This window comes from Clostridiales bacterium FE2011, assembly GCA_017569305.1.
Classification (GTDB): domain Bacteria; phylum Bacillota; class Clostridia; order Christensenellales; family Aristaeellaceae; genus Aristaeella.
The window spans coordinates 3,334,101-3,355,377 of record CP069418.1 but is presented as its reverse complement, the minus strand read 5'-3'; the positions used below and the strand labels follow the sequence as shown (position 1 = coordinate 3,355,377).

Annotated in this window: 13 protein-coding genes; 4 read left to right on the top strand and 9 right to left on the bottom strand. The window is 51.2% G+C overall.

What is annotated here, in order from left to right:
* The first annotated feature begins 236 nt into the window (after nt 1–236).
* Nucleotides 237–1,631, top strand: a complete 1,395-nt coding sequence (locus JRC49_15045; GenBank protein QTE71078.1) for an MATE family efflux transporter — start codon at nt 237–239, stop codon at nt 1,629–1,631.
* Nucleotides 1,632–1,877: 246 nt separating this feature from the next.
* On the opposite strand, the gene JRC49_15040 is transcribed toward JRC49_15045, so the two are convergent.
* Nucleotides 1,878–3,227: a diguanylate cyclase gene (locus JRC49_15040; protein ID QTE71077.1), complete on the bottom strand. Its 1,350-nt coding sequence runs from the start codon at nt 3,225–3,227 to the stop codon at nt 1,878–1,880.
* Nucleotides 3,228–3,652: 425 nt separating this feature from the next.
* Here JRC49_15040 and JRC49_15035 point away from each other — a divergent pair, with 425 nt between their 5' ends.
* The gene (locus JRC49_15035; protein ID QTE71076.1) at nt 3,653–5,119 is read left to right on the top strand and encodes a nucleotide sugar dehydrogenase; all 1,467 of its coding nucleotides are present in this window, start codon (nt 3,653–3,655) and stop codon (nt 5,117–5,119) included.
* Nucleotides 5,120–5,298: 179 nt separating this feature from the next.
* Here JRC49_15035 and JRC49_15030 read toward each other — a convergent pair whose 3' ends face one another.
* The 4 genes from JRC49_15030 to JRC49_15015 are packed head-to-tail and all read right to left on the bottom strand — an operon-like array spanning nt 5,299 to nt 10,337.
* Nucleotides 5,299–7,377, bottom strand: coding sequence for a SpoIIE family protein phosphatase (locus tag JRC49_15030; protein QTE71075.1), 2,079 nt, complete (start codon nt 7,375–7,377; stop codon nt 5,299–5,301).
* Between the two features lie 37 nt (nt 7,378–7,414).
* Nucleotides 7,415–9,181 (bottom strand): ATP-binding protein, encoded by a 1,767-nt coding sequence (locus JRC49_15025; GenBank protein QTE71074.1) that lies wholly within the window; start codon nt 9,179–9,181, stop codon nt 7,415–7,417.
* Nucleotides 9,178–10,020 carry a DUF2156 domain-containing protein gene (locus JRC49_15020; protein QTE71073.1) on the bottom strand — a complete coding sequence of 281 codons (843 nt, stop codon included), beginning with the start codon at nt 10,018–10,020 and terminating at the stop codon, nt 9,178–9,180. Before JRC49_15020 ends, JRC49_15025 begins: the two co-directional genes overlap by 4 nt.
* Nucleotides 10,021–10,037: 17 nt before the next feature.
* The gene (locus JRC49_15015) at nt 10,038–10,337 is read right to left on the bottom strand and encodes an STAS domain-containing protein (GenBank protein ID QTE71072.1); all 300 of its coding nucleotides are present in this window, start codon (nt 10,335–10,337) and stop codon (nt 10,038–10,040) included.
* Nucleotides 10,338–11,114: 777 nt separating this feature from the next.
* Here JRC49_15015 and JRC49_15010 point away from each other — a divergent pair.
* Both JRC49_15010 and JRC49_15005 read left to right on the top strand, forming a co-directional pair.
* Nucleotides 11,115–16,022, top strand: a complete 4,908-nt coding sequence (locus tag JRC49_15010) for a FecR domain-containing protein (GenBank protein QTE71071.1) — start codon at nt 11,115–11,117, stop codon at nt 16,020–16,022.
* 119 nt (nt 16,023–16,141) lie between these two features.
* Complete coding sequence (locus JRC49_15005; GenBank protein QTE71070.1) at nt 16,142–18,067, top strand: SpoIIE family protein phosphatase; 1,926 nt, start codon at nt 16,142–16,144, stop codon at nt 18,065–18,067.
* A 341-nt stretch (nt 18,068–18,408) separates the two neighbouring features.
* Here the strand turns inward: JRC49_15005 and JRC49_15000 are convergent, their stop codons facing one another.
* The 4 genes from JRC49_15000 to JRC49_14985 form a co-directional block, all read right to left on the bottom strand.
* Nucleotides 18,409–18,888 carry a sigma-70 family RNA polymerase sigma factor gene (locus JRC49_15000; protein QTE71069.1) on the bottom strand — a complete coding sequence of 160 codons (480 nt, stop codon included), beginning with the start codon at nt 18,886–18,888 and terminating at the stop codon, nt 18,409–18,411.
* The gene (locus JRC49_14995) at nt 18,875–19,090 is read right to left on the bottom strand and encodes a hypothetical protein (protein ID QTE71068.1); all 216 of its coding nucleotides are present in this window, start codon (nt 19,088–19,090) and stop codon (nt 18,875–18,877) included. Before JRC49_14995 ends, JRC49_15000 begins: the two co-directional genes overlap by 14 nt.
* A gap of 405 nt (nt 19,091–19,495) precedes the next feature.
* Nucleotides 19,496–19,678: a hypothetical protein gene (locus tag JRC49_14990; GenBank protein ID QTE71067.1), complete on the bottom strand. Its 183-nt coding sequence runs from the start codon at nt 19,676–19,678 to the stop codon at nt 19,496–19,498.
* Between the two features lie 14 nt (nt 19,679–19,692).
* On the bottom strand, nt 19,693–20,997 hold the full coding sequence (locus JRC49_14985) for a hypothetical protein (GenBank protein QTE71066.1): 1,305 nt from the start codon (nt 20,995–20,997) through the stop codon (nt 19,693–19,695).
* Nucleotides 20,998–21,277 lie beyond the last annotated feature (280 nt).

The window sequence follows — 21,277 nt, the reverse complement described above, 5'->3', positions numbered from 1 at the left end:
GGCGAAGCCAAAAATATCATGTTCGACACAGTCGAACCTATCATATTCGCATGAAGCGAATATATCATGTTGCGAAGCAACATATCATTCTTTTGCGAAGAATACGGCCTTCGCAAAAGACAATTACTTCCTACTTCTATACACCCTCTTGTCTTTTTCCTTCTTATATGTATAATACAACCCGTTAAAAGAATAAGTAGTAGTAAGTAAGAAGTAGGAAGGAATGAAAGTCCCTCATGCAGCAAGATCGCTCCAAATTGCTTGGCACCATGCCGATGACCAAGCTGGTCCCCAAAGTATCAATTCCGATCATGTTCTCCATGCTGATCCAGGCACTGTACAACATCGTCGACAGCATCTTCGTTTCCCGTTTTGACCCCAATGGCCTGACTGCTGTTTCCCTGGCCATGCCTTTCCAGATGCTGATGATTGCCCTGTCCACCGGTATGGGCACTGGTATCAACAGCCTGCTTTCCCGCCGTCTGGGTGAGCGTAATCCGGAGGGTGCCCGTCGCGGCGCCTGGAACGGTCTGCTCATCGAGGTGCTGGGCAGTGTGCTCTTCATCCTCTTCGGTCTCTTCCTGGCCGGCCAGACCATGGGGCTTGTCGTTTCCGACAACCTGGCCAACAAGGAAAGCATCTTCTCCATGGGTACCTCTTACCTGACCATCGTTACTGCGGCCAGCACCGGCCTGTTCGTGGCCATCTACTTTGAACGTATGCTCCAGGCCACCGGTAACTCCGTGCTTTCCATGGTCACCCAGCTCTGCGGTGCCGTGACCAACATCATCCTGGATCCCATCATGATCTTCGGTCTGCTCGGCTGCCCCCGCATGGGCGTTTCCGGCGCAGCTGTTGCCACGGTTATCGGTCAGTTCGTTTCCGCCATCATCGGCTTTACTCTGAATCAGAAGAAGAATCCGGAACTGCGCCTCATGCGTAAGGATGCCATCATCAACCGTCACGACCTGTCCGGCATTGTTTCCGTCGGTTTGCCCAGCACGGTTATGGCTTCCATCGGTTCCGTCATGAATATCGGCATGAACGCCATTCTCTCCGGCTTTGCCCAGAGCAACGCCGCCCTGAACGTCATGTCCGTCTACTTCAAGCTCCAGTCCTTCATCTTCATGCCTGTCTTCGGCCTGTCCAATGGTATCATCGCCATCATCGCTTACAACTACGGTGCGAAGATCAAAGAACGGGTTTACAGCTGCATCAAGGTTGCCCTGATCTGGGCCTGCGTCATCATGCTCGTCGGCACCTTCGTCTTCATGGTTTTCCCCGGCCAGCTCATGTCTATCTTTGAGTCCGAAGCCGAGGCGGAGATCACTGCCCAGATGACCGACATCGGTATGGTCGCCATGCGGATCATCTCCTCCAGCTTCCTGCTGGCCGCTGTGGGCATCATCCTCTCCACCGTATTCCAGGCCGTTGGCCGCGGCAGCTACAGCATGATCATCTCGATCTGCCGTCAGCTGCTCATCCTCCTGCCTGTCGCCTGGCTCATTGCCCGCCTCACTGGCGACGTCAAGGCCGTCTGGTGGTGTTTCCCGATCGCTGAACTCTTTGCCCTTGTTCTCTGCCTCTTCTTCTACAACAGGTGCAACCGGCACATGCTCTCTAAGCTCTAATTGTTTATAATCATTCAGCACATAAAAGCTTCCAGATAACATCATCTGGAAGCTTTTCCTTTACTCTCAACAACTGGCGGTTAACACTATAATCACTTTTGCGAAGCAAAAATATCATATTCGACGTCAGTCGAATCTATCATATTTGCATTAAGCAAATATATCATGTTGCGAAGCAACATATCATTCTTTTGCGAAGCAAAAGATAATTACTTCCTACTTCCTACTTCCTACTTCCTACCTCATTTATTCTCTCCTGTAAGTTTTCCTCCCCACATCAATCTCTCCATATTCAACACTTATCGTTGCGTGATCATTGTTTTCTGCTTCTTTCCATCTTTTCAGCAGTCTTCCGATAACCCTTTCAATGTCCTGCTCCTTGATACCCGGCAGCAGCAGGAACACCTGGTTGTCCGTGCACCCCATCATCACGTCACTGCCCCGCAGTGCACCGCGAATCCTCTGCCGGAATTCTTCCCGCAGCTTTCTTCTTTCCGTATCGCTTGTATCTGTTGCAGGTTGCAGTGTCAGCAGCACCCTGAACGCGCTGTTCCGGTACCGGTTCATATAGCGCATCATATATTGGTAAATACTGCCGAAGATATCTTTGCCTGTCCACAGGGCACCCGGAATCGCTGCTCTTTCCTGCAGCATCCTTGTCACGCCCTCCAGGTTCATCTCTTCCTTCGCTTTTGCCCGGTTCTTTGCCGGTGCCACATACAGCCGTGCGCCGTGCTTGCCGTTCTGCTTTACTTCATACAGCGCCTGGTCAGCCATCCGGAACAGCTCTGAGTAATCCCTTCCGCACTGCGGCACTGTCACCGCACCCACGCTGACGCCGATGGTGATCTTCATCTTGTCGCCCAGGATCGGCTTTGCGCCCAGCTCATATCCTTTATTAATCCGCCCGGTAAACCGATCCAGGTCGGCAGTGTCCTGCATATTCTTCAGGAACACAACAAACTCGTCCCCGCCGATTCGCCCGCATTCGTCGTCCCGCCGCAGGCTCACCTTCAGGATCCGCGCAAACATCATCAGCACCTGGTCGCCCACGTCGTGGCCGTAGGTGTCATTCACTGCTTTGAAGTTGTCCAGATCCAGCACGCACAGCAGGCCTTCCTCTTCATCGCACAGCCGTTCCATCCGTGATTCTGTTGCGCTCTTGTTCAGCAGGTCTGTCATCTGGTCTATTTCAGCCGTCCGGGCAAACCGCTTCATCCGTCTGCTGATATCCAGCGCTTTACAGACCCGGCTTATGACCACGTCGCCTTCCAGGGGCTTCCGGATGATATCCATTGCCCCCTCTTCCAGCCCGCGGACTTCCTGCTCTTCTTCGCCGGTCATCAGCACAACAGGAATCTCGTTCTCCGGATCCATCTGTTCCCGCAGCAGTCGCAGCGTTTCAAAACCGTCCGTCCCCGGCATATTCACATCCAGCAGGATCAGGTCCGGCATTCCGCCTTTGCGGATATAGTCCAGGGCAGCCGCGCCGGATCTCATCGCTGATGTCTGGATTCCGGCCCTGCGCAGCATTTCGCATGCCAATCTCTGGTCATTTCTGTCGTCATCAACAACGATGACCCAATCCGCCGCCATATAAATCTCCTTTATCCCTCTTCGTTTTTAAATACGTCTTTTCTCTATTCCATCAATAATCTTCTATATGTGATCTGTCCTTACCTTCCAGATACTGGCTTAAGTAACTAAATCATTTTTAAGTTTTTGAGGAAGCATCCACGCTTCAGCGTGACTAATGCTTCCCATGCTACAGCCGTCCATATATACGAGCCGTAGGTGATGTATAGATGGTTTACGGCGATCGCAGAGTCATCAGTATTCATTGACTTGTAGTCTTAGCTCCCATTTGCTTGTATTCTATCATATGTACAATTTTCCCGAAAGTATTTCTTATATTATTTCTTCTTTGTTGCTGTTAGCAACATTATGAAATTATTAGTTGACATTTGTCAACCTATAAAGTATTTTCTTGTTGTTCATTAATACATTATGGAGGTGCACGGATGAAATCCTTCTCACTCGAAAAGCTTGCTGAAACCGTTCTGGCTCAACGCAAAGCCCTGCATATTACCCAGCAGGATCTCGCAGCACAGACCGGTATCAATCGTTCCCTGCTTTCCCGTCTTGAGAAGCAGGACTATATTCCTGCTCCGGATCAGATGGTCCGTCTGGCCAATGCTCTGTCCTTCGATCCTTCCGTCGCCTTCATTGACGTTATGGATCCCGTTACTGCGCCTGCCACCAGGCTGAATGTCACTGTCTATGGTGCCGGTTATGTCGGCCTGTCCATGGCTGTCCTCCTTTCCCGCTTCCATCACGTTACCCTGGTGGACGTCATCCCGGAGAAGGTGGAAATGGTTAACAAACGGATCAGCCCGATCCAGGATGAATACATTGAGAAATTCATGAAGGAAGAAACCCTGGATCTGACCGCCACCCTGGACGGTGCTGCTGCCTGTAAGGGGGCTGACTTCGTGGTCATCGCTGCTCCCACCAACTACGATCCTAAGAAGAACTTCTTCGATACATCTGCTGTGGAATCTGTTATCGAAACCGTCCTGAAGAACGCTCCCGATGCCATGATGGTGATCAAGAGTACCATCCCCGTCGGCTACGTAGCTTCCGTCCGGAAGAAGTTCGGAGTTTCCAATATCCTCTTCTCTCCGGAATTCCTTCGGGAATCCAGGGCCCTCTATGACAACCTCTATCCCAGCCGTATTATCGTCGGCTGCGATGATGCTACCCGGGAAAAGGCCCAGCTCTTTGCAAACACACTTCTCAGTGCTTCCTTTAAGCCTGAAACCGAGGTTCTCCTGATGGGTCTTACCGAAGCTGAAGCCGTTAAGCTCTTTGCCAACACTTACCTGGCACTCCGTGTTTCCTACTTCAACGAGCTGGATACCTACGCCGAGACCAAGGGCCTGAACACCCGGGATATTATCCGCGGCGTCTGCCTGGATCCGCGTATCGGTACCCACTACAATAACCCGTCTTTCGGCTACGGCGGCTATTGCCTGCCCAAGGATACCAAGCAGCTTCTGGCCAACTTCAACGACGTTCCCCAGAACATGATGTCCGCCATCGTGGAAAGCAACCGTACCCGCAAGGACTATATTGCGGACCGCGTCCTGGAAATCGCCGGTGCTTATGAAGCCAATGATTCCTGGTCCGCTGCCAAGGAACATAAGGTGGTTGTCGGCGTCTTCCGTCTCACCATGAAGGCCAATTCCGATAACTTCCGCCAGTCCTCCATCCAGGGTATTATGAAACGCATTAAAGCGAAGGGTGCTACCGTAATTATATACGAGCCCACCCTCGAGGATGGCACCACCTTCTTCGGCAGTAAGGTCGTCAATGATCTCAGGCACTTCAAGCGTAAGTCCCAGGCCATCATCGCCAACAGATATGATCATTGCCTCGATGATGTAAAAGATAAGGTTTACACTCGCGACCTCTTCGGTCGTGATTAATCAAAAACCATATAAAACAGCTTCCAGAATCCATCTGGAAGCTGTTTTCGTTTGTAAAGCAAACAGTAATTTACACATTCGCCGTCGGCGAATATTTCATATTTGACGAAGTCAAATATTTCACATCGATCGAAGATCGATATTTCACAAATCAGCGAAGCTGATTTATTTCATTTAACTTATAGCCTTTTCCTTATCCTCAACACGTTCTCGTCGCCTTCACGCGCATAGGTAACTTCGTCCATCGTCTTTTTGACAATATAGATCCCCAGTCCACCAATCTGCCTGTCTTCCGCAGATTGTGTGACGTCAGGATCTTCCTTCGCCAGCGGGTCAAACGCCACTCCCTTGTCCCTGAACGTAATCACCGCTTCTTTCGGGTTTTCCCCGATGTCGATGGTGATGTCTGCCTTGCCGGTTTCCGGAGCATAGGCATACAGGGCGATATTCACGAAGATCTCTTCCACTGCCACGCCGATCTGCGTCTGCGCCTTTACCGGACAGTCCGCCTTTGACAGCTGCTCTTCCGTGAAGGCCAGCACCTGCTCCAGGTTCTCTGTCTTCGCGTCAATGGTCAGCCTTGCGGTTTCGTTCTTCTTTTCCGGTCCCGTATACTTCAGGCCCATCATCGTGATGTCGTCAAACTGCGGTGCGCTGCCTACAAATTCATCAATGTCCTCACGCACATTCTGCAGCAGGAACTTCGGGATCGCGTTCGGATCCTTGTTCAGCGCGTCCAGCATCCGCTGGGTGCCAAACAGTTCGTCGTTCAGGTTCGTTGCTTCCGTCACGCCGTCCGTGTACACAAACAGGCTGTCTCCGGGATGCAGCTGGAACTCGTGTTCCTTGAAGCGGATACCTTCCATCGTGGCCACTGCCGGCGCGTGCCGGTACAGTACTAACTCGAAGCTTCCGTCCTTCCGGCGGATCGCGGGATGCTCGTGGCCGGCATTTGCCGCCACGCCCTTGCCGGTGCTCAGCTCGATAATCGCCAGCCAGACCGTCACAAACAGTTCCGCGTCGTTTCCGTCGCACAGCTGGTTGTTCACGTTGTACAGGATCTCAGCCGGCTTCTCGCCCAGCTGTGCCCGGTTCTTGATCAGCGTCTTGGCAATCGTCATGAACAGCGACGCGGGTACGCCCTTGCCGCTCACGTCCGCCATCACCATGCACAGGTGATCGTCGTCCAGCATATAGAAGTCGTAGAAGTCTCCGCCGACTTCCTTCGCCGGGTCCATCGTGGCATAGATATCAAAGTCAGTTCTCTCCGGGAACGGCGGGAAAATCCGGGGCAGCATGTCCGCCTGGATCTGCGCGGCAATGTTCAGTTCCGCACCGATACGTTCCTTCTCCGCCGTCACTGTGGTCAGGTTGTCCAGGTATTCCACAATCCTGCCCTGCATTCCGCGGATTTCTTCATACAGGTCGCCGATCTCGTCCTTGGAGTTGATCGGCAGGTTGATGATTTTCTCCTTCAGGTAGCCTGTCTGGTCATCCACAAATCCTGTGGTTGCCTTCGCCAGCATGCTCAGCGGCTTCGTCGCGATCCTGCGCATCAGCAGCACGGTGATCATGGAGCTCACGATCATCAGCGCCGCGGCAAACACCATCATCGTCGTCAGGAAGCGCTGCCGCTCATCCATAACGTCGTTCATGTTGATGTCCACGCCGACGATGGCCACGTTCTGTCCTTTGCTGTTCACTACAGGCTCATAGGCGGAACACAGCCATCCATATTCAGAATGGCTTACCACGGAGTCAATATGCTCGTTGGTTGTGTGTTCCTCATATCCTTCAGGCGTATCCTCATAGCTGCCGGTATACAGCACTGCCTCGTCCGGATCCACGATGTTGATGCTCTGCGTGCCTTCCAGGCTCTGGAGGTAAACATATTCAGCACCCAGCTTTTCCTTGTAGGTCTTCAGCATTGCCCGGATGCTGGTATAGGTATCGTACAGTCCCCTTTCCTGCAGCCATTCGATGAGCGCCTGGTCGCCGTCGGCTTCCATGGCTTCCTCCCGGATCTTCACAAACTCATCCGTTTTGATGGCGTTCAGCAGATCCTCTGTCTTGTCGCCGTCCACAAACGCAGCAATCGCGCGTGCCGCGTTACTCGTGGTCTGCGTGTAGTACTTGTCCACGCGTTCGCTGTTTACCCGGTATGCAAAAGCCGCCAGGCCCAGTGACAGCACCAGCACGATAATAATAATCAGCGTGTTCAGCTTCACCGTCAGCGAAGTCCAGCCTTTTTTCTTCATGCGCGAACATCCTCTTTTCTTCAGGTTAAGGGTTGTATCAGATGACCACGGTCATCATGTTGAATCCTTCATAGTTGCGGTAATGCAGGCTCTTGACCTTCTGCCTTACCATCATCACGCCGACGCTGTCCATCAGGTCTTCGGTTTCATCCTTCTGCACCTTGCCCATCCGCAGGTCCAGGGGATTGAAGTACGGAGCGCTGTTCCGGATGTGGATCACGTGGTCTCCGTTTTCCTCCCGGGCCAGCGTCAGCTGGATATATTCGTCCGGCTTTCCGCTGAACGCCTTCTCCATTGTCACCACGCTCAGCTCTTCCACCGCCAGCTGGATCAGGATCGCCTGCTTCATGGGGATCTCCTGCTCCTCGCAGAAGGCTACCACTTCATCCAGCACCCGGCTCAGCTCATGGTTCTGGTTGTCCATCGTCGCGGTGAATACAGGAACCTGTACGTCTTCCTTCTTCAGGATCCGGCCCCGGACCACTGTCGCCAGCACGAGCATCGTCACGCCTTCAGCAATCACAAACAGCCACCAGAAGTCCTTCGGCAGCCACAGGCCAAGGATAATCGTTATCGGCAGCAGGAAGAGCGCCTTGCGCATCAGGGTGATCAGGCCTGCCAGCTTTTCTCGTCCGCAGCTCTGGAAGAACCCGGTCAGGATGATCAGCAGTCCGCCCAGAGGCGTAGCCAGCAGGTACAGCCGGATGGCGGGGATGGAAACTTTCAGGCTTTCCGCGTCTCCCAGGCCGAAGAAGCTGCTTACGCCACCCGCCGGTATCGCCGCGATCAGCGCTGCCGGGATGCCTACCATCAGTGCCGTGGCCATAGCCAGCCGCACCAGGTACTTCAGGTCATCCCGTCCGTGCTCCGCCGCGAAGGTGCTCGCCAGCGGCTGCATCGTGTCAGCGAACGCATGATAGATTCCAATAAAGATGTAGCTGATGTTCATCACTACGTCGAACACGGCCACATACAGGTCGCCCTTGATCAGTCCCAGGTCACCTGCCCGCAGCAGCATCCTGTTGCCGATCAGCAGGAACAGGAACTGGAACACATACTGCATTGACGCGCTGAAGCCGATCCTCAGGCTGTCGGCAATCGGCCTGCCGACGGCGATCTTTGCCTTCGCCAGGCTCTGGATGCTCATCAGGCCGCGGCCGTTGACCACATGCGTCAGCAGGATAATCACGCTGACCGTCTGGGCGATCACCGTTGCATAGATGGAGCCCTTCACGCCCCATCCCAGTCCCAGCACGAACCAGATGTTCAGTCCCAGGTCTGTCAGGCATCCCACGGAGAATCCCAGCGTCGCCCGGGGCGCGTCATTGTCGCACCGCACAAAGTCGTACAGCAGGAAGTTCAGGAAGAACACCGGCACAGCCGTTACCAGCGGCCGGGCATACTGCTCGCACAGGTTGTACAGTTCCGGGCTGCCGTCGTTTGCGCCCAGCAGTCCCAGCAGCGGCCGCATCAGCAAGTTGCCTGCTACTGCCAATACAACGCCTAAACCGAACAGGATCGTCCCGATGCTCTTGAAATGGCTCAGCGCGTCCTCGTCCTTGCCTTCTGCCGCCAGGCGGCTGAAGGCCACGCACCCGCCGGTGGAAAACCCGTATCCCAGCAGGTTCAGGATCATGTAAAGCGGCGTCACGATGCCGATGGCGGCCAGGCCGCTCTCGCCCATCTTGTTACCGATGACCAAAGCGTCCGCCACGTCCGCGATTGCCAGCGCAACCGAGGAGATGAGGCTCGGCCAGAGGATCCGCATGAACATCTTGCGGCATATATAGTGCTTCTGATTCATTTTCTGACCGCCTCGTAAACTTCCAGCTGTTTGATCGGGCTGAATAGCTGCTTTGCTCTCCGCAGCCCTTCCAGTCCAAGGTCTTCTTCAAGATTGATGTAGGGATACTTTTCCACCAGCGCGCAGGCCAGTTCATGCACGCACACCGGGGTCATCAACAGCGGCAGATCCAGGTCGTGCTTCACCATTGTCATCGTGAACATCTCCGGGGTGTTCTCATATCCCATGATGAAGGCATGTCCGCCGTTTTCCGTAGTGACGATCACGCCGTTGAGTGTAATCTCACTGTAAAAACAGATTTCCTCTTCCAGCGCCTGCAGGTCGCCCCCGCCCTCCGGATCCGCCTCTTCCCAGTCCCTGGCAATCCGGATAATCAGCGGCAGGTCATCAATGGTCATCTTCCTCACTTCGTAAGGATGCCGCTTCTTGTACTGCCGGCATTTGTCCTTGAAGCTGTGGCTCATGTGGAAGCCTTCCTTCAGGGCCAGCGCCGGCGTGGCGCAGACGTATTCGCTCAGGTCGTCCCTCTTCCGGATTTCCCATCCGTCTCCGAGGGCCTCAGCCTGTTCTTTTGTGAGGTACAGGATGCTTTCGCCGGTCTTCACGTTTTCCTCGATGAATGTCCGGCATTTTTCTTTATCACCGCATGGAGAAAAATACGCATTGTCGTGGCGGCTCCGGATTACAAAATAATCTTCGTCCCCCGCGATTTCAAGTCCGTATTCCTTTCTCCATGTGAACAGCGATGTAAAAGTCAGGGCAGTAAACGGATTCAGCTGGTAATTCCGGCATTTCTCAACCCGGTCACGGTCCTCCATAGTCAGTGGCCGATAGTCCATGCTGGCGTCAACTTCCCTCAGTTTTCAATGTTCAGGATATCCACAAACCCGGTCACGTCGAAAATGTCCATGATTTCCGGGCAAACATTCTTAATGGTCATCTTTCCCTGCTTGTTCATGATCTTCTGAGCGCTCAGCAGCACCCGCAGTCCGGCAGAGGAGATGTATGCGAGTTTTTCCAGATCAAAGGTCACTTCCGTCGCGCTGTCGATATCGGGATGCATTTCTCCCTCCAGCTGCGGAGAAGTCGTGGTGTCCAGTCTTCCTTCCAGGGCAAAGGTCAGGTTCGTTCCGTCCAGAGTCTTGGTAATTGTCATGCTTTCTGTTCTCCTTTTTCCGCTTGCCGCTTTCCGGCATACCGCGGATCTTCTTGTGTAACCTTCCGAAAATGCTCCTGGGGGAAGACAAAATCCGTATTGTTACACGCTCAATCTTGTCCATTATAATGTATCTATTTATGTTTTTCAATAGTTTTCAAGCGTTTCCGGCATTTTCTCCCCATCGATTTTTCATATTAGTCCATTTTTATTTTCTCAATCAGCAATCGTTTACAATTTCCGCATCATATAGCGGTTTCTCTTCATCTATGCTATAATCAATTGATAAATAACCTTCCTATATGTATGCATTTTGTAAATCAACTCCAATTTTCGATTCACTATTGCTATATACGGAGGAAACATCACCGCTGTCACCCAAACCCATAATCTCACAACCAATAAGCTGTTATTTCGACCAAGTGCTTTTATGCACCGATAGGCTGTCATTCCGACTAAGGACACGTAGTGTCCGCATGGAGGAATCCCTTACTAAGGCGAAGCCTCAATAGGCACAGTAACCCCATGGTTTTTAGGAACAGCGATCATTCAGGGATGTCATTCTGAGCGACTGAAAGGAGTCGAAGAATCCCTTACTACGTCCGAAAGACGAATCATTATTCATTGTTCATTGCTAATTGTTCATTTGGGCTTCGCCCACTGTCTCCCAGCCCGTTTATATTCGGGAACCCAACCGGAACACCATCATCTTAATAATGTCACTCACTTAATTCTGAATTCTGAATTCTGAATTGTGAATTACCTAGGAGGTGCCCTATGGCCCGTAAGCTGTCCTCATTCATAATCATCTTCTTATTGATTATCTCTCTTGTCGCAGTCGGCACCTCCGAAGGTATACCCTCCGAAGGAGTCCCCACCACCGACTCCTACGAGGCTTCCACCATCCGGCTGCTACGTCATGAGGGTACGGTGGATATCCTGGACGTTCTCGGTGCCCCCCGCTTCCTGCTGGACAATGTGCGCTTTGCCAGCGGCGAGACCCTGATTACCGGTGCAGACGGGCAGGCCTCTGTCGGGCTGGATGACACCAAGATCGTGACGCTGGACACTGACACCAACGTTCAGTTTGTCCAGGAAGCGGATCATATGCGTCTGAACCTCCGGCAGGGTTCCGTTTTCCTGGACGTCCAGGAAAAGCTGGATGAAAACGCTGCCCTGGATATCCAGACTTCCAACCTTACCGTCGGTATCCGCGGCACCCTCGTTTTCCTGAAGTCGTCCATCGGCGATGGCGAAAATCCGATGACCACAACCACCCTCGGTGTTCTGGAAGGTACTGCCGAGATTACCTATACGGATTCTGAAGGCGCCAAGCGTCAGCTTCCGGTTCCCGCCGGTAAAAAGGTCGTTGCCCCTCAGCTTGATAATGATCCTACGGGCGTTGCTCCCGTCCTTTCAACCGTGACTTCCGAGGACATCGCCGGCTTCGTGGCTGAAACCGTCAACGCGGATCCCGTCCTGACGGATCGTGTCACCAACGGCAGTGAGAACGGTGCTCCCCTGCTGGAAGGCACCCTCACGGATGATACCGCGGAGGAGCCCTTCCCCGCGGATGGAGACTGGGAATTCTCCGGCCTTGTGAGTATCGTCGCCCAGTCCGCCAGTAAGCTTTACGACGGCCGTCCCCTGGCCCGTCCTGACAGCGCCCTGGTCTCCGGTCTTCCGGCCGATTTCAACATTTCTGTCTCCTGCACCGGTTCCCTGACCGACGCGGGTTCCACCGAGAACACGGTTTCCTCTTACAGCATCACAAACGCTTCCGGTGAGAACGTTACATCACACTTCACCAATATCCAGACCGTTCCGGGTTCCCTGGTCGTGGACCCTGCTCCGCTCACCGTCTGGACCGGTTCCGCCGAAAAGGAATATGATGGCGAGCCGCTTACCTGTGAAGACGCCGGCGTCCGCACCGCTGCCGGATACAATAAGGAGCAGCCCTCCTGGGCGAATACTTCCATCGTGATCGAGTCCGCCCTGGGCAGCGAGCAGATGATCGCCGTTTCCGGCCGCACCTACGTCCACGGTACCAACCCCATCACCGGGGAGACAAAGGATATTGAGCTTCCTGCCGGCAGCCGCCTCTCTGTTTCCCTCAAAAATGAAGGGAATAAGAAAGACTCCCTTGAGTTCGTGATCGAACCCCTGAAGGAGGAGAACCTCCCCGTGGAAGTCCTGCGCCTCTACGCGGAGAACCCGGATCTGATGGCCGTCGCCTGTCAGGAAACCGGCTGGGATCCGGAAAAGCTGAATGCTCTCATCGCTGAGCTGCCTGAGCAGGCTGAAAGCACCGTTACCTATAACGGCCTGAAGATTGCCAATTCCGATCAGTCCAGCCTCATGAATGATTCTGCCAATGTCCGAATCACTGTGGATACAAAAATCACCAACTACCAGACCCGGGTCCTGGGCAGTGAGGAAGCTTCCTTCACCCCCATCATTCTGGATCCCTCTATTGTGATTACTGCCACCGGCTCCCAGACCGAGATCGGTGAAAGCGCAAACACCTACACCATCGACTGGAATAACGCCAATGAGAATAACTACATCCTGAAGGAAGACCTGGGCACCCTGACGGTTCTTCCCCTCTCTGATAACATCACCATCACCGCGCCTGAAGCCAAAAAGGTGTACGACGGCACTCCCCTGGAAGCAAGTGCGGATGACGTCACGGTCACCGGTCTTCCCAAGGGATATAAGTACAAGGTGGCTGTCGCCGGCACCCAGACCCAGGCCGGCGAGAGCGAATCCAGGATCACCAGCTATAAGATCCTGGATAAGAACAATGTTGACGTCACCGATCAGTTTGAAAACATCAAAGTAAAAAAGGGCACCCTCACGGTTGAGCCCCTTTCTGTCAGCATCTCCTGCGGCACCGGTTCCGCCGGGTATACCGGCAGCATGATCGTTCCCGAGCCCGTCCTCACATACGTGAACGGCGCTCATGCCGGTGAGACGGTCAAAGCCTCCATGCTGTCCGCTTCGAGGATCCGGAACCTGGTCGCCAGCGCTGTTCCCATGGCCCGCGCTCCGGAGCAGAAATACCGGTTTGTCCTCTTCACCGGAGATACGATTGAGATGTCCATTACCGGTATGGGTACCGGTGCGGGTACCTATACCATGAAAGCGGAGATCACGCTCGCCTCGGAGAACATCAGCTGTCCGTCCTCTTCCATCACCGGAACAACGATCACCATCAATCCTGTTCTCATTACCATCCGGACCGGTTCTGCTTCCAAGTTCTATGACGGTGAACCCCTCACCTGCGAGGACGTCACCATTGAGGGTCTTCTGCCCGGGGATCAGATCACTGTTACAGCCACGGGCACGATCACGGAAGTCGGCAAGACGGACAACACTTATGAAATAGACTGGGGCAGCGTAGATCCGAACAACTATGCCGTCTCTTCTGTCCTGGGCATTCTCACCGTCACTGCCCCTGCAGAAACGCCCACTCCGACGCCGACTCCTACACCGACGCCCACGCCTACTCCTACCCCTACACCCACACCGACTCCGACCCCGACGCCTTCTCCGACTCCTACTGAAACTCCGGAGCCCGTCGAGATTTACCTCTACGCGCCTTCCTATAGCAAAGTCTATGACGGTGAACCGATCATTCCTTCTGCAGAAGACGTCGATTCTGAGCTTTTACCTGAAGGTTATACCTTTACCGTCACCCTTTCCGGCACACAGACCGATGTCGGTGAGACCGAATGTACCATCGGCAGTTATGTGATTATGGACGAAAACGGCAACGACGTCACTTCTGCCTGCAAAGTTTATCCTGAAGCCGGCAGCCTGACGGTCCTTCCTTATCCGGTTTCCTTCACCACTTCCGGCGGAACCTATGACTATGGCGCCGATATCCCCTTCTCCGTCTCCTGCACCGGTAACGGCACCTCGCTCTCCGGAACCACCACGGAATCCGGTTACGATTATTTCGCTACCTATAACCTCATCGGGGACGATTCCATTGAGTTTGCCATCGGGCCGGTTCCGCAGCGCGGCGATGACGCGGATACCTATTATCTGGATATTGCCTATTCGCTGCATGGAAACGCCGGTAATTACGATGTCGTCGTGAACAACGGAACCGATGGATCCATCACCATCAAGCCGTATGCAATCACCCTTACCGCAAGCGACTACACCAAGACCTATGACGGTTATCCCTGCCCCATGACAACCGACTGGAGTTATACGACTCACGACGAACTCTCGATCGGTTATCGTGAACTCGGCTCCGATGAATGGGCGGCCGGCACATATACAAACACCCTCGAGATTGACTATGGATCCCATAAGGAAGAAAACTTCAATATTACAATCATTCCCGGTACGCTGACTATCAACAAGCGCAACGTAACCATCACCAGCGCGTCTGTCGAGTCGAAATACGACGGTACTGAGCAGAAATGTGAAGAATTCACGATCACCGAAGGCAGCTTCCTTGATGTAGATGGGTTCTCTGTCGCTTTCACCGGATCCCGGAAGGATGCCGGCAGCAGTGAGAACGCCTTCACAGTTAATGCCGTTGGCTATACAGACCTCAATAATTACAACATCAAAACCGTCTTCGGCACGTTGAAGGTGAACCCGCGTGACGTCACCCTCACAAGCGCGTCAGACAGCAAGGTTTACGATGGATCTCCGCTCAAAAACAGCGAGGTGACTGTCGGCGGCGATGGTTTTGTGTCCGGAGAAGGTGCGACCTATTCCGTTACCGGTGAGCAGACGGAAGTCGGTTCCAGCGCCAACGCTTTCACCTACACTCTGAATGAAGGAACGAATGCCTCCAACTATAACATTACAAAGACGGAAGGCACCCTGGAGGTTACAAAACAAGCAGTCACCATCAACACCGGTGACAGATCCAAAACATATGACGGTTCTCCCTTCACCTTTGATGGCACAGAGTATACTGTGGAAAGCGCGCCCGGCCTGAAGTATACGCTGAAGGGTGCCTCCATTACAGACGCCGGGCAGACGGCTTCCAACGATATCAATATCACCGCCGGCGCTGATCTCTATGATATCACCGTCAACCCCGGCACACTTTCCATCGAAAAGCGGAATGTCACCATCACAAGTGACAACGGTTCCAAAACCTATAACGCAAGTCCCTTAACCAAGCACAGTGTTACGGTTTCCGGCGACGGGTTTGCTCCCGGTGAAGGGGCGACCTATGAGTTTTCCGGTACCATCACAGATCCGGGAAGCACGCCTAACACTTTCACCTATACGCTGAACAGCAATACAAAAGCCGACAATTACAACATCACCACAGCAGAAGGGACCCTGAGTATCAGTAAGGTTCTGATCAACATGTATGTAGGCAATCATACACAGGATGCTGCTTCTTTCTCCGGATACGCTATTTTCAGTTCTATCACCGCTAAAGTCGCAGGTGGTGAGCATGACGGAGATTCTGCGAATATTACCATCGGTGATAACGATTATGACTCTGCGAAACTCAATTGCCAGGTGGATTTGACTCCGTCCGGTGCCTCTAGTACATTATTTGCTAATTTCACCATTGATGTTTCGATCTACCACGATAGTGATTTCCCTGCACCCGGTACTTACAATATTGTCGCTGAGCCCTCAGGAGGCGGAGGATATCTGCAGTTCCAGCAAATCAATGGTGTCCTGACTCTGAACTAATCTATCTCTTTGCGGGAACGTAACTGAGATTTAGGGAACGAAAGGGACAGTCCCTATCGTTTCATCACCTCCTACCTCCTACATCCTACCTCCTACCTGATTTATGAGGGGTTTCCGGCATGAAAAGATCTTTAGTCCGTTTTATTCTCATTCCCCTGGCGGTATCGCTGGTGGTTCTTTCCGTGATCTATGCCGGTGCCCTTCATTACCTGGATCGTCAGGCCCAGGACTCCCTTTACCAGGCCAATGGAATTCCTTCCAAAGACATTGTTATCATCGGGATCGACAACAGTACACTGAACGAATTGGGCCCGTACGGGCCCAATTATCGTGCCATAATGGCCATGGCGTTGAAGGAACTGGCAGCGGATCCGGAAAACAAGCCTGCCGTCACCGCTATCGATATCCTCTATGAAGGGGAAATCGACAGTGCTATGGATAATCAGCTTGCCCGGGCAGCGGAAAAGCTGGGCAATGTGGTCACCGCATGCATGGCGGAATTCGGTACGGATATCACCTGGGAAAACGGTCATGCCCTGTCCCTGAACGCGGCAGCCGTTCTCGGTTTTGTGGATCCCTATCCTGCCCTGAAAGACGTAACCACCCAGGGGCATATCAACGCCATGCTGGACAAGGTGGATGGTATCCTGCGCCATGCACTGCTGTATGTGAGCCGTCCGGAAGGCGGACAGGTACTGTCCATGGCTGCCCAGACTGCTAAGATCTATTTGGAAAAGAAGGGTAAAACCTTTAAGCTACCCAACGTTGATGCTGGCAATCATTATTATGTGCCCTTCACCGGCAAACCCGGTGCTTTTGATGAAAAGCTGAACCTCGTTAACCTGATCTACGGAAAAATCCCTTCCGAAGTGTGGAAGGACAAGATTGTCCTGATAGGCCCTTATGCCCCGGCCCTGCGGGACGCGTATGTCACCACGGCTGACCGCAGCCAGCCCATGAACGGCGTGGAGTACCAGGCCAACGTAATCCAGAGTCTCATGAAAGGCAACCTGAAAGCCGAGGCCCCGGACCTTCCCCAGTTCATTGTCATGGCGCTGTTCTGTATCGGGGTTGCGTTCCTTTTCTTCCGGGTGAACAACCGCATCGGCGGTATCCTGTGCGTCACGATCATTATCATGTCCCTCATCGGTTCCTGGGCCTTCTGGCTCGGCGGATGGGTGGTGCATGTGCTGTGGCTGCCGGTCGCGATTGTCGCGCTGTATTTGGCGTCGGTAATTGCCCACTATATCCGTACCGCCATGGAGCGTCATGCCCTGGAACTGGAAAAGGAGCGGGTTACCACGGAGCTTTCTCTGGCCACACGGATTCAGTCCAACTTCCTGCCCAAGATCTTCCCGCCTTTCCCGGATCGCCATGAGTTCGACCTCTATGCTTCCATGACTCCTGCCCGGGAGGTCGGCGGTGACCTGTATGACTTCTTCCTGATTGACGAGGATCATCTGTGCCTGGTCATCGGCGATGTATCCGGCAAGGGTGTCCCCGCTTCCCTGTTTATGATGTTGTCCTCGGCATTGATCCACCACGTGGCCATGCACGAGCTGTCACCGGCGAAGATCCTGACTGAGGTGAATAACGAGATCTGCAATCGGAACCCTGAGCAGATGTTCGTCACGGTCTGGCTGGGCGTGCTGGAGATTTCCACCGGCATCCTGACCGCGGCCAGCGCGGGCCATGAGTATCCGGCGCTCCGGAAAGCCGGCGGTTCCTTTGAGATTCTGAAGGACAAGCACGGGTTTGTTCTCGGCGGTATGCCCGGCGTCCGGTACCGGGAGTATACCCTGCAGCTGGAACCCGGAACGAAGCTGTTTGTCTATACCGACGGTGTGCCCGAAGCCACTGACGCCAATCAGCAGATGTTCGGCACCGATCGGATGATTGCAGCCCTCAACACCGCCACTGATAAGGATCCCGGCGCCATTCTCGAATCCGTAAAGAATGCCGTTTCTTCCTTCGTCGGCAGCGCCGAACAATTCGACGACCTCACCATGCTCTGCCTTGAATATAAGGGTGCGATAAATAAATAAGTTAAAACCACCTTCTACCCAACGCGGAAATGTGACTGGGGGACTGACGTGCTGTCATCGTTCTTTTAAAGAATGTGACTGCAGGTCTGTCCCTTCTGTCATATTTCCGCTCCTGCCAGCAGACATCCCCATGTCATCCTGAGCAAGGGCGCTTGCGCCCGCGTCGAAGAATCTCCCCCGCCGCCGCAGCGGCCAGTCATTCTCACATGCGCCGCTGGCGCATATTTCACATTTGACGGAGTCAAATATTTCATATCGTGCGCAGCACGATATTTCACAAAAAGAGACGATACATTATCGTATCGTCTCTTTTTATTTCATTTAACTGCCGACATTTCCCATTATCGCATCATAAGCTTTAGCTGCGCCAGCGCCTTCTGATGCCGTAGCTTAACCGCTCCGTAGCTCAGCCCCATCATCATGGCGACTTCAGTCATCGGCTTTCCGTCATAGTACATCAGCACGATGATGTCCTGCAGTTCTTCCGGCAGCTTATTCAGTGCTCCTGCCAGTTCGCTCAGCGTTTCCTGGCTCAGCAGATGTTCATCCACCTCTTCATCACTTGCCAGGTTCTCATCCGGTTCTTCCGTCGGCCGCGTTTTCCGGAAATAGTCTATTACCGTATTCCGCGTGATTGTGAAGATCCAGGTGCTGATGCTTGCCTTGCTTTCATCAAAGGCGTCCCTCTTCCGGAATGCCTTCTCAAACACGTCTGCGCAAAGGTCTTCAGCGTCCGCCCGGCGCTGCACCCGGGCTGCAATATACCCCATCACTTTTCCGCAGTACAGATCATATATTTTCTCCCATTCAGGAGTGTTCATCTTTATCTTTATCGAACAGACTCTTTTTCTTCATGGCTGTGTCTGGCACGCCCGCCGCTGCCACCATGTCAGCCTCATCATCGTCCAGCATCCGTGCATGGGTGCTTCTGTAGCGTGCGTGCACTCTGTCGATCACGTTCTGAAGATCTGCGTTCTGTTCGAACTTTTGGTAGTCAAACAATGCTCTCAGTTTCTTCTCCAAATAGCTGCTCCTCCTTTCTGTTACATACGTCACTCGTATGTTATTCTGAACTTCACAATGTAACTACTGTGTCGTTCATGTATTTATACGAATGGTTTTGAAAGATGGCAGCTCTTTTCCGGGAATAAGTACTGTATGCCAAATACTTTTCCCTGCGGGTCTGGAAAAATCCATTCGGATCCTTCCCAGCGGAACATCTTTCAAATCTTATTTTATCTCAAATGTTTTTCTAATACAATCATATTTGTATTATTCTATTCTGTTCAATATATTTATATAATAAAAAACGTCTACAAACAATCATTTGTGACGTCTATTTTTCTACATATTTTTTTTGATATAGACTGTAAGATAATCTCAGCTGATTTATAGATAGATCATGAAAAACTATACAATAGCGATTATCTATACTTTCATTGGTTCTCTATTGTTAACATTTAGTTTTCTTTGATTTTCTGTCTCTTGTTCAATGAACTTCTCAGGATAATTATACTTCTGTACTAATTGATAAAAGCTTTCTTCTTCTTTAGGAGTTTGAAAAAGAACACAAACGGATATATGTATACCTTTTTCTTTCTTTTCGCTCATTCTCATTCACTCCTTTACGATGCAATTTCCTGTAATGCTATAAATAATAAATCTGCATAAAAAGCAACAAGATGATAACCAAAGGACCTCCGATCCCATTCAGGAATTGGATCCTTACAATCAACGCATATCATCCCCCCTATCTTTATTCTGTTTTCATGTGGAATAGACCATCTTATAGGTATAACGATTGTTGCCAAAAAGAATTCTTGCCAATTATCACGTTCACATTGGAATTTCGTATTACGAAGATCTCCACATACAAATGAATCACATTCTTCATTGTAAATATGATTATATGCCGTATTCCTTGATATCTCCTTGGGATCTTCTCGTCTTGGAACACCATTTATCTTTCTATTTGTTATATTCTTTTCACCACGAGTATATGTTCTTATAGTAGTCTCAGAACATGCTAGTTTAAAACTAGCACATATTTCCTTCTCGTAATAATGGCTCAATTGGTTTTCCAAACTATCAGCACACTTTTTCAAAAACTCTGCCAACTTGTCTAAGCGATCCATTCTATCCGACATTCTTTTCATGTCGGTTACGCATACTTTGATATTGTGCGCAGCCAAATGTTCTATTCTTGCCAACTCTGTTTTTTCTCTAATAAGTTCATTATACCTATGTTCTTCTTGTTTTTTAGCTTCATCTGTTATTGTTTTTATAGAATCGTCTCGTTCTTTTTCTATTTGTTTTATCTTTTTTTCATGATTCTCATTATTCTCTTTGATCAATCGATCTGATCTATTTCTTTCTGAGCCAAGCTGGAACGCCATGAATAGAGCATATAGAAGACAAACAGCAACTGTAATCCAACCTGCAGACAATCCTGATACAAAGCCAATCACGGCTACAACAGCTTCAAAAACAAAACCTGTAGTTTTTGCTACAAAATCATATACTTTGGGATTTTTTTGTCTGACTTTTTTTAGTTTTCCGCGAACTATATCAAATATATGGCATAAAAATAACCAGATTTTCTTAATAATTCCAGTCTCAATACGTATATTATAATTATATCCAAGTGGCTCCAATTCCTTCTGAAATGTTAGATCCTTTACTTCATATTTCTTTCTCCAATGAGTAAATCTTTGTTTTCTTTGAATTGGTTTAATTGATTTGTTTTCATTTTTCTCTATATCCTGAGGCATCAGAAAAGGAATAGTATATTTTTCTGATCCTACGGAAAAGCCTGCCACTATAACTTTTCGATTTTCTTGATCTTTACAATAAAAAAGTGGATCGAGTTGAATCTCTTCTCCATTTTCGCCATTGCTTGCGTATATTTTGGTCTTCTTAACTCTAGGCATATGTTAACACTTCCAACGCTTTTTTTATACAATACAACAATCACGCAAGCCTTGTCAATTATGTATTTACAATATTTGTATACTTTTATTTTTTCAATATAGTTGAAATAATGAAACAATAATATCATAAGTTGTGAGTAATATATCTTTTTGTTAGAAGGTATTCCGAATCATGTCTCTACTATACTTTCAATGCTTCTTTTTCTTATATTATGATATGAAGAATATTATTCTATGCAAAAAAACGTGGCGGAGGATTTCCCCCACCGCGCGTATCATT

Coding starts and splice junctions, on each gene's coding strand:
- JRC49_15045 (QTE71078.1), top strand. CDS start 237: ATGCAGCAAGATCGCTCCAAATTGCTTGGCACCATGCCGATGACCAAG.
- JRC49_15040 (QTE71077.1), bottom strand. CDS start 3,227: ATGGCGGCGGATTGGGTCATCGTTGTTGATGACGACAGAAATGACCAG.
- JRC49_15035 (QTE71076.1), top strand. CDS start 3,653: ATGAAATCCTTCTCACTCGAAAAGCTTGCTGAAACCGTTCTGGCTCAA.
- JRC49_15030 (QTE71075.1), bottom strand. CDS start 7,377: ATGAAGAAAAAAGGCTGGACTTCGCTGACGGTGAAGCTGAACACGCTG.
- JRC49_15025 (QTE71074.1), bottom strand. CDS start 9,181: ATGAATCAGAAGCACTATATATGCCGCAAGATGTTCATGCGGATCCTC.
- JRC49_15020 (QTE71073.1), bottom strand. CDS start 10,020: ATGGACTATCGGCCACTGACTATGGAGGACCGTGACCGGGTTGAGAAA.
- JRC49_15015 (QTE71072.1), bottom strand. CDS start 10,337: ATGACAATTACCAAGACTCTGGACGGAACGAACCTGACCTTTGCCCTG.
- JRC49_15010 (QTE71071.1), top strand. CDS start 11,115: ATGGCCCGTAAGCTGTCCTCATTCATAATCATCTTCTTATTGATTATC.
- JRC49_15005 (QTE71070.1), top strand. CDS start 16,142: ATGAAAAGATCTTTAGTCCGTTTTATTCTCATTCCCCTGGCGGTATCG.
- JRC49_15000 (QTE71069.1), bottom strand. CDS start 18,888: ATGAACACTCCTGAATGGGAGAAAATATATGATCTGTACTGCGGAAAA.
- JRC49_14990 (QTE71067.1), bottom strand. CDS start 19,678: ATGAGCGAAAAGAAAGAAAAAGGTATACATATATCCGTTTGTGTTCTT.
- JRC49_14985 (QTE71066.1), bottom strand. CDS start 20,997: ATGCCTAGAGTTAAGAAGACCAAAATATACGCAAGCAATGGCGAAAAT.